Source organism: Vibrio sp. M260118, assembly GCF_036533755.1.
Classification (GTDB): domain Bacteria; phylum Pseudomonadota; class Gammaproteobacteria; order Enterobacterales; family Vibrionaceae; genus Vibrio.
The window spans coordinates 1-8994 of sequence record NZ_JATABG010000126.1 but is presented as its reverse complement, the minus strand read 5'-3'; the positions used below and the strand labels follow the sequence as shown (position 1 = coordinate 8994).

The 8994-nt window shown below is 44.8% G+C and carries 10 protein-coding genes, 2 tRNA genes, 2 rRNA genes and 1 pseudogene; 1 reads left to right on the top strand and 14 read right to left on the bottom strand.

Annotated elements, in window-relative coordinates; genetic code table 11:
* The 10 genes and pseudogenes from QTO00_RS09535 to trmJ form a co-directional block, all read right to left on the bottom strand.
* A pseudogene (locus QTO00_RS09535) lies at positions 1 to 256 on the bottom strand (aminopeptidase PepB); the annotation flags it as partial.
* A 152-nt stretch (positions 257 to 408) separates the two neighbouring features.
* Complete coding sequence (gene iscX, locus QTO00_RS09530) at positions 409 to 603, bottom strand: Fe-S cluster assembly protein IscX (RefSeq protein ID WP_038206134.1); 195 nt, start codon at positions 601 to 603, stop codon at positions 409 to 411.
* A 116-nt stretch (positions 604 to 719) separates the two neighbouring features.
* A complete protein-coding gene (gene fdx, locus QTO00_RS09525) occupies positions 720 to 1058 on the bottom strand; it encodes an ISC system 2Fe-2S type ferredoxin (RefSeq protein WP_038206135.1) in 339 nt (112 codons plus the stop codon).
* Positions 1059 to 1069: 11 nt separating this feature from the next.
* Positions 1070 to 2923 (bottom strand): Fe-S protein assembly chaperone HscA, encoded by a 1854-nt coding sequence (hscA, locus tag QTO00_RS09520; protein ID WP_331424525.1) that lies wholly within the window; start codon positions 2921 to 2923, stop codon positions 1070 to 1072.
* A 19-nt stretch (positions 2924 to 2942) separates the two neighbouring features.
* Positions 2943 to 3458 carry a co-chaperone HscB gene (gene hscB / locus QTO00_RS09515; protein ID WP_331424524.1) on the bottom strand — a complete coding sequence of 172 codons (516 nt, stop codon included), beginning with the start codon at positions 3456 to 3458 and terminating at the stop codon, positions 2943 to 2945.
* 56 nt (positions 3459 to 3514) lie between these two features.
* Positions 3515 to 3838: an iron-sulfur cluster assembly protein IscA gene (iscA, locus tag QTO00_RS09510; protein WP_004747799.1), complete on the bottom strand. Its 324-nt coding sequence runs from the start codon at positions 3836 to 3838 to the stop codon at positions 3515 to 3517.
* A 67-nt stretch (positions 3839 to 3905) separates the two neighbouring features.
* Positions 3906 to 4289: a Fe-S cluster assembly scaffold IscU gene (iscU, locus tag QTO00_RS09505; protein ID WP_038206141.1), complete on the bottom strand. Its 384-nt coding sequence runs from the start codon at positions 4287 to 4289 to the stop codon at positions 3906 to 3908.
* Positions 4290 to 4340: 51 nt separating this feature from the next.
* The gene (locus QTO00_RS09500; RefSeq protein WP_038206144.1) at positions 4341 to 5555 is read right to left on the bottom strand and encodes an IscS subfamily cysteine desulfurase; all 1215 of its coding nucleotides are present in this window, start codon (positions 5553 to 5555) and stop codon (positions 4341 to 4343) included.
* Between the two features lie 29 nt (positions 5556 to 5584).
* A complete protein-coding gene (gene iscR, locus QTO00_RS09495; protein WP_052123556.1) occupies positions 5585 to 6091 on the bottom strand; it encodes a Fe-S cluster assembly transcriptional regulator IscR in 507 nt (168 codons plus the stop codon).
* 119 nt (positions 6092 to 6210) lie between these two features.
* Positions 6211 to 6936 carry a tRNA (cytosine(32)/uridine(32)-2'-O)-methyltransferase TrmJ gene (gene trmJ, locus QTO00_RS09490; RefSeq protein WP_331424520.1) on the bottom strand — a complete coding sequence of 242 codons (726 nt, stop codon included), beginning with the start codon at positions 6934 to 6936 and terminating at the stop codon, positions 6211 to 6213.
* A 178-nt stretch (positions 6937 to 7114) separates the two neighbouring features.
* On the opposite strand from trmJ, the gene suhB reads away from it, so the two are divergent.
* Positions 7115 to 7918 (top strand): inositol-1-monophosphatase, encoded by an 804-nt coding sequence (suhB, locus tag QTO00_RS09485; protein WP_038206150.1) that lies wholly within the window; start codon positions 7115 to 7117, stop codon positions 7916 to 7918.
* Positions 7919 to 8384: 466 nt separating this feature from the next.
* On the opposite strand, the gene QTO00_RS09480 is transcribed toward suhB, so the two are convergent.
* The 4 genes from QTO00_RS09480 to QTO00_RS09465 form a co-directional block, all read right to left on the bottom strand.
* Positions 8385 to 8461 (bottom strand) — tRNA-Trp (locus tag QTO00_RS09480).
* Positions 8462 to 8560: 99 nt separating this feature from the next.
* Positions 8561 to 8637, bottom strand: a tRNA-Asp gene (locus QTO00_RS09475).
* A gap of 56 nt (positions 8638 to 8693) precedes the next feature.
* Positions 8694 to 8809 (bottom strand): 5S ribosomal RNA (gene rrf / locus QTO00_RS09470).
* Positions 8810 to 8899: 90 nt separating this feature from the next.
* Positions 8900 to 8994: ribosomal RNA gene (locus QTO00_RS09465) — 23S ribosomal RNA — on the bottom strand; the annotation flags it as partial.

Here is an 8994-nt window from a genome sequence, read left to right as displayed (position 1 = left end):
GATTATTTTTCTTTGGCCCACGGTAGCCTTGGTGGAATGCCCAAACACTCTCAAGGTCCCAAGACTCACCTTCTAAGGAAACAGATGCGATTCCTTGACCATCCAACTTACGTGCAGCGCGCTGAATTGCGCCTAAATCATGCTGCTCACTAAGGTGAATCGTTGCGGCGGATTCAGAGAAAGAGACAATCGCTTTTTCCCCCCAATGTGGAGCCGCTGTTTTTTTACTTAGAAATACTGACATCTGTGTCGACATGGTTTCTCCTTGTCTTTTGCTAGCGCTGTCTACGCCTTTTTATGCTAACAAACGGATGTTAACACTTTAATGTGATATTAATAAAAAAACGGGCCGAATAGCCCGTTACTTTTAGTAAATTTTGTTAACTGAGATGGGTTTCCTTTCAAGGGTTAATCCATTTCATCCATCCAGCATAGAATTACAGCTTCAAGTATCTTCTCATTCGAGCGATTTGGCTCGTCATCGAAATCCTCTAACTCGGTAATCCACTGGTGAAGATCGGTAAAACGCACTGTTTTAGGATCTGTCTCAGGAAACTTATCGCATAGCTCAATCGCAATATCGCGTGAATCGGTCCATTTCATTGCTCACTTCCTTATGTAATTCTTGTTGCTCATATCTATAGATGCAGAATACTCAAAATAATTGGAGTTGCAGCTTACGCAGTTAACAACGCCGCGGCTTCAACTATGAAGAGTATTTAGTGGTCTTCTGAAGCGTGGTTTAGAGTGTACTTAGGAATCTCAACCACCAAATCTTCATCAGCCACTTTTGCTTGGCAGCCTAAGCGTGATTCAGGCTCTAAACCCCAAGCTTTATCTAGCATGTCGTCCTCAAGCTCTTCACTCTCTTCTAGAGAATCAAAGCCTTCTCGGATCACTACGTGACAAGTGGTACACGCACAAGATTTCTCACATGCGTGCTCGATGCCAATACCATTTTTTAGCGCGACATCAAGAACTGTGTCACCCGTATTTGCTTCCAGCACCGCGCCCTCTGGGCATAGGTCTTCATGCGGTAATACAATAATCTTAGGCATAACTCTTTCTCTTAAATATCATTCACTGATTGACCTGACAACGCAGCTCGAATCGATTTGTCCATACGGCGAGATGCAAACTCTTGGCTCGCCTTGTCAGTATCTTTAATGCCTTGCTCAATCGCGTCAGCACTGTCGCCATTTCGCAGCTCGATTAGAGACTCGATCGCTAGCAACAACTGTTGGCGTTCTGTTTCAGTCAATAATTCATCACCATCAGCTTGCATCGCAGCGATTAAACCCTCGATAACACGATCAGCTTCTACTCGTTGCTCTGCTAATGCGCGAGCGTCCATATCTTCTTTGGCGTAGGTCATCGAATCGCGCAACATATTCGCCACTTCGTCGTCACTCAAGCCATAAGATGGCTTCACTTGGATTTCAGAGTGAACGCCGGTGCTCTTCTCCATTGCCGTTACAGATAGAAGACCATCAGCATCGACTTGGTAAGTAATACGGATATGTGCCGCCCCCGCCGCCATCGGAGGAATACCTTTCAGCGAAAAACGTGCTAGTGAGCGACAATCCTCGACCATTTCACGTTCACCTTGTACGACGTGAACACTCATCGCCGTTTGTCCATCTTTGAAAGTGGTGAATTCTTGTGCACGAGCAACAGGAATAGTGGTATTGCGTGGAACGATCTTCTCAACCAAGCCACCCATGGTCTCAATACCCAAGGATAAAGGGATAACATCTAGTAGCAACATCTCTGAATCTGGTTTGTTGCCAGCCAGAATATCCGCTTGGATACCAGCGCCTATTGCTACCACTTCATCTGGATTGATACTGGTTAGTGGCTGACGACCAAAGAAATCACCAACCATTTCTCGAACCAGTAGGGTACGTGTTGAACCACCAACCATGACAACTTCAAGCACTTCTTCAGCATCAACTTGTGCGTCTTTAAGCGCGCGACGACATGACATTAGAGTTTTCTTTACGAGCGGACGAATTAGGTCTTCGAACTCATCACGAGAAACACTGCCCTGCCAACCAAGAACATCCACCTCTACAGAGTCTTGTTCCGAGAAAGCTATCTTAGTTGCCGTCGCAACATTTAATACAGTTCGGGTCTGGCTTGCGGTTAAGCTTTCTGAGTAACCCGATTTCTCGATCAGGTAGTCCGCTAGCAGGTGGTCAAAATCATCACCGCCTAGGGCAGAATCACCGCCTGTTGCTAAGACTTCGAATACACCTTTTGATAGACGCAAGATAGAGATATCGAATGTACCTCCACCTAAGTCATAAACCGCAATCACACCCTCTTGACCTGAGTCCAAACCATAAGCAATTGCAGCAGCAGTCGGTTCATTAAGTAGACGTAAGACATGCAGACCCGCTAACTTGGCGGCATCTTTGGTACCTGCGCGCTGGGCATCGTCAAAATAAGCAGGAACGGTAATAACCACACCGGCTAACTCACCACCTAAGGTTTTCTCTGCGCGTTGGCCTAGTGTTTTTAGAATCTCTGCAGAAACTTCAATCGGGTTCTTATCACCGCTGGCTGTTTGCAATACAGGCAGTCCGTTTTCGCTCGCTTTAAACTGGTAAGGAAGGTTGGGATAGCGTGTTTGAATATCTTCAAGAGAACGCCCTAACAAACGCTTTACTGAGATAATGGTATTAGTTGGATCGATTTCAGCTTTATCTTTTGCTGCATAACCTACTTGTGGAACGTCACCTGAGTAATTTACCACTGAAGGGAGAATGCTTTGGCCTTGCTCATCTTGCAATGTTGCCGCGTCGCCACTTCGCACAGAAGCAACCAAAGAGTTAGTTGTGCCTAAGTCAATGCCCGCAGCAAGCTTATGTTCGTGTGGTGCCGAGCTTTGACCCGGTTCTGCAATTTGAAGTAATGCCATGAAAGGTCCTTGTATTGCACTAGCCGAAGAGTTTATCTTCCACTAATTCTATTTCGTTCTGTAGTTTGGCAATAAATTTAAGTTTACGAACTCGGTCAGCCGCTTGCTGCCAGTCAGTTTGATCTAAATTTTGTTCAGCTTCAGCCAGTTGCTGTTTAAACATTTTGCTAACTTTATTTGAAAAGTCGAACAACGTATCTTCAGCGTCAGAGCTTGAAGCAATCGTTTCTAACTCTTCACGCAACTCCATCTGCTCCATTAGGAACATCGGATCTTGCATTGTCTGCTGCTCACCTCGAATCTCAACACCGTTCACAGACAAGATATATTCTGCTCTTGAGATAGGGTTCTTAAGCACTTGGTAAGCGTCGTTAATTTCTGCAGCTTTTTGTACCGCCATCAAACGATCACGTTCTGAAACCGTTGCAAAGTTGTCTGGGTGAAACTGTTTTTGAAGTTCACGGAACTGTGAAGAAAGAAGGCTACCATCCAGCTTAAACTGACTTGGTAGCCCAAATAATTCAAAGTAATTCATGGAGAATTCTATCCTTGGTAATAAACCTGTGAGCGTTAACTCACAGGCTATATCAATTACACGTTGAAGCTTTCACCACAACCACATTCGCTTTTTGCATTTGGGTTATTGAACTCAAACCCTTCGTTCAAGCCTTCTTTAACGTAATCAAGCTCAGTACCGTCTAAGTATACGAGGCTCTTTTGGTCAATAATAACCTTTACGCCTTCGTGCTCGAATACTGAGTCTTCTTCGTTCAGCTCATCAACGAACTCAAGTACGTATGCCATACCAGAACACCCGGTCGTTTTCACACCCAAGCGTAAACCGATACCTTTACCTCGGTTTTCAAGGAATGTTCTAACGCGACTAGCCGCGGTTTCTGTCATTGTAATGGCCATACTGCACCTTAGTTTTTCTATTTGGCGAATGAAATGGGGATTAGGCTCCCCATTATATACAGATTACTTATTCTTGGTGTTTTTTCTTGTAGTCAGCAACCGCTGCTTTGATTGCATCTTCTGCAAGAATCGAGCAGTGAACCTTAACAGGAGGAAGCTCTAGTTCTTCAGCAATTTCAGCGTTTTTAATTGCTGCTGCTTCATCAACGCTTTTACCTTTAACCCACTCTGTCACTAGTGAGCTCGATGCGATCGCACTACCACAACCGTAAGTCTTGAACTTCGCGTCCTCGATAATACCTTCTGGTGTTACTTTGATCTGAAGTTTCATTACGTCACCACATGCAGGAGCGCCAACCATGCCGCTACCTACTGTAGGATCTTCTTTATCAAATGAACCTACGTTACGTGGGTTCTCGTAGTGATCAATTACTTTTTCGCTATATGCCATGATATTTACCTCGAATCCTCTATTTCTATCCTTGGAATGACTCAGTCACTATTAGTGGTGCGCCCACTCAACTGTGTTCAGGTCAATTCCTTCTTTGTACATATCCCATAGAGGAGACATGTCACGCAGCTTAGTTACTGCTGTACGAATTTGTTCGATTGCGTAGTCGACCTCTTCTTCAGTCGTCGCACGACCAAATGAGAATCGAACCGAGCTATGCGCTAGCTCATCATCTAAACCTAGAGCACGAAGAACGTAAGAAGGTTCTAAACTTGCTGAAGTACATGCACTACCTGAAGAAACCGCTAGGTCTTTAAGTGACATCAGAAGCGACTCACCTTCAACGAAAGCAAAACTTACATTTAGATTATGTGGAACACGCTGCTCAAGATCACCGTTGACTGTGACAGCTTCAAGGTCTTTAACACCGTCAAGGAGACGATTACGTAGAGCCAGAGCATGATCAAAGTCTTTCTGCATTTCTTCTTTCGCAATGCGGAATGCTTCACCCATACCCACAATTTGGTGGGTTGGTAGAGTACCAGAGCGGAAACCACGCTCATGACCGCCACCATGCATTTGAGCTTCAAGGCGAATACGTGGCTTACGACGTACATACAGTGCGCCGATACCTTTTGGTCCATAAATTTTATGTGCTGACATAGAGATCAGGTCAACTTTCATCTCTTGAACGTCAATCGGCAATTTACCTGCTGACTGAGCCGCGTCGACATGGAATACAATCTTGCGCTCACGGCACATTTCACCGATCGAAGCGATATCTTGGATAACACCAATCTCGTTGTTTACGTGCATGATAGAAACAAGCACAGTATCGTCACGCATCGCCGCTTGAAGCTTGTTTAGGTCAATAATGCCATTTGCTTCCGGCTCTAGGTAAGTCACCTCGAATCCTTCGCGCTCAAGTTGACGGCATGGGTCTAGAACGGCTTTGTGTTCTGTTTTACAGGTAATTACGTGCTTACCCTTCTTCGAATAGAAGCGTGCAGCGCCTTTAATAGCAAGGTTATCTGACTCTGTTGCGCCAGAAGTAAATACGATTTCACGCGGGTCTGCGTTCAGTAGGTCTGCGATCTGCTCACGAGCGGTATCTACTGCTTCTTCTGCCTGCCAGCCATATCTGTGTGAACGTGATGCTGGGTTGCCAAACGTACCGTCCATAGTCATGTACTGAACCATTTTTTCAGCTACACGAGGATCAACAGGACAGGTCGCTGAATAATCTAAGTAAATAGGCAGTTTCATTTTCTACTCCAATGTAACAGGCAAGCCGCTTATGAGCGGACATTTACACCGATGGGTGCGGTGTTTGTATTTTTTGTAGCAAACCCATGATTTACGGCAAGATCGATATCTTGTCGGTCAGAAATTTCTAGCACTTCATTGTCAATCATTAGCTCACCAAGAGTAATGTTGTTCAAGAAGTCACTGATACGTGAACTTAAGTCACGCCATAGTGTATGTGTTAGGCAACGAGTTCCACCTTGGCAATCTCCTTTGCCGTTGCACTTAGTCGCATCTACAGATTCATCAACTGCGGCGATAACCGTACCGATCGCAATTGAATGAGCATCTTCACCAAGGCGGTAACCACCACCTGGACCACGCACACTAGCGACTAAGCCAGCTTTGCGTAACTTAGAAAACAGTTGCTCTAAGTATGATAAAGAGATGCCTTGACGCTCTGAAATATCAGCCAGAGGTACTGGGTTTTGTTGCGAATGCAGAGCCACATCTAACATGGCTGTCACTGCGTATCTTCCTTTAGATGTAAGTCTCATATAACACCATATCCACACCGTTTATGTGGTATGAATTCTTTCATACCCGACTGTTTTGGTCAAGTATTTAATTGACCATTTTAGTCAAGTATTTATCCCTTCACTTTAAAGGGACTAATTTACTTAGAGATACGCTTTTCTATGGAAGTCAAAATACCACGTAGAATATTGAGTTCTTGAGACTCTGGTCTAGCTCGGTTAAACAGTCGACGTAGCTTATTCATCACCTTGCCAGGTTGTTCTTCACTGATAAATTGGGTCTCTTTAGCCACTTTTTCAAGGTGCGTGAAAAATAATTCAAATTCTTTATGCCTTGGATATTCGGTCGCTTGTTGCGACTCATACTGGCTTTGCTCTTTATCTAAGTAAGCCATCCGAATTTCATAGCTAAGAGTCTGAACCGCCATCGCTAAATTGAGAGAACTATACTCCGGGTTGGCGGGAATACATACGTGATAATGACACGTTTGCAGCTCATCATTCGTAAGCCCTGTACGTTCACGGCCAAAGACAAGAGCAACGGGTGCTGACTCGCCCTCTTCAACAAACTTCTGCCCACACTCACGTGGTTCTAACATCGGCCACTCTAAGGTACGAGAGCGTGCACTTGAGCCAACCACTAACGCACAATCTTCTACAGCTTCATTCAATGTAGAGACAACTTTGGCATTCTGAGCGATATCTGCTGCACCAGCGGCTAAAGCAAGTGTCTGCTCATCTACAGTACACTGAGGGTCGACTAGCACTAGGTTAGATAGGCCCATAACCTTCATAGCGCGGGCTGCAGAGCCGATATTTCCAGAGTGAGACGTGCCGACTAAAACGACTTTAACATTGTTGAGCATTAACGATTTCCAAACGCAAAAATTAAGCTGCAAGATAGTAACATATACCTGAGTAAAATAGTCAGGTCCTCTCAGCGATAAAAACTAAAAGTTCAAAAAATAACCACTTCCATTTCACCGTTTATCTGGTATACTGCCGCCCGTTTTTCTGTTCTTTAACATCCGTTGGGAAATTAGTATGCATCCAATGCTTAATATCGCTATTCGTGCTGCACGAAAAGCTGGCAATCATATTGCTAAATCTTTAGAAAATGCTGAGAAGATCGAATCGACTCAAAAAGGCGCGAATGACTTTGTTACTAACGTAGACAAAGAAGCTGAAACTATCATCATCGATACCATCAAGGCTTCTTACCCTGAGCACGAAATCGTTGCTGAGGAAAACGGCGTAATCGAAGGTAAAGATAAAGACGTACAATGGATCATCGACCCACTGGATGGCACAACAAACTTCGTTAAAGGTTTGCCACACTTCTCTGTATCTATCGCAGTACGCATCAAAGGTAAAACTGAAGTTGCGTGTGTTTACGATCCAATGCTAAACGAGCTATTCACTGCACAGCGTGGTGCTGGAGCCCAACTAAATAACGCTCGTATCCGCGTTAAACAGCTAAAAGATCTACAAGGTACTGTTTTAGCAACAGGTTTCCCATTCAAGCAGAAGCAACATTCTGAGTCTTACTTCAAGATTATGTCATCTCTATTTGTAGATTGTGCTGACTTCCGTCGCACTGGTTCTGCTGCTCTAGATCTATGTTACCTAGCAGCTAGCCGTGTTGATGGTTACTTCGAGCTTGGCCTTAAGCCGTGGGATATCGCTGCGGGTGAACTAATTGCTCGTGAAGCTGGCGCTATCGTAACTGATTTCGCAGGCGGTACAGATTACATGAAGTCTGGTAACGTTGTAGCATCAAGTGCTCGTGGTGTGAAAGGCATGCTTAAGCACATCCGTGAAAACGGTAATGAAGCACTACTAAAATAATATCTAGCTCCGTCACAGCTGAAATTATTAGCCCACTCAATTGAGTGGGCTTTTTTGTGCGTGCACGAAACAGTATCAGGTGGAATATATCAACCATTAGCGACATTTAAAGTCCTGAGCAGGACAGATATAGAGCCGCACAGAGGCTGTCATTAATGTTCTAGCATACATAGGGCACTCTATGCGTCCGTCATGTACCTCCGGCCTCTCTTGCTGCAAACAAAAAGATGCTAGCGATCCAGAGATTCGAACTACCAACGCCCGGTCTTTGGTAGTGGCGGAACACGCTTCTTTGGTAGGTGTATACGCATAAACCTCAGCATTTCTACAGAGGCTTTCAAAGATGCCAAGGATGAAAAGACTCGAACTTCAAACACGCGCGTTCTTTGAATTTCGGCGGGATCCGCTGCTTTGTTTGGGTACACAAACGAAAAAGGCTCCAGTCTTTCGACTAGAGCCTTGAATGTGGCAGGGGTGGAGAGATTCGAACTCCCAACACGCGGATTTGGAATCCGCTGCTCTGCCAATTGGAGCTACACCCCTAAATTTTATCTACAATTAGGTTTGAATCTTCTGTAGAAGCTACAGTTTACCATATTGTAGATTCGAAAAAACCTCGCATTAGCGAGGTTTCAAAATAAGTGGCGGAGTGGACGGGACTCGAACCCGCGACCCCCGGCGTGACAGGCCGGTATTCTAACCAACTGAACTACCACTCCGCAGTGGTCTATTTAAAGTCTTATCTAAGTCGTGCTTTAAATAGATAATGTTCAAAGCCTGGCGATGTCCTACTCTCACATGGGGAAGCCCCACACTACCATCGGCGCTAATTCGTTTCACTTCTGAGTTCGGCATGGAATCAGGTGGGTCCAAATCGCTATGGTCGCCAAGCAAATTCTTTAATCTGGAAAGCCGTTTTTTTAGTTCTTACACATTCAATCTGTTCTTGCTTTGAGTCCATCAAAACCCTTTGGGTGTTGTATGGTTAAGCCTCACGGGCAATTAGTACAGGTTAGCTCAATGCCTCACAGCACTTACACACCCTGCCTATCAACGTTCTAGTCTCGAACAACCCT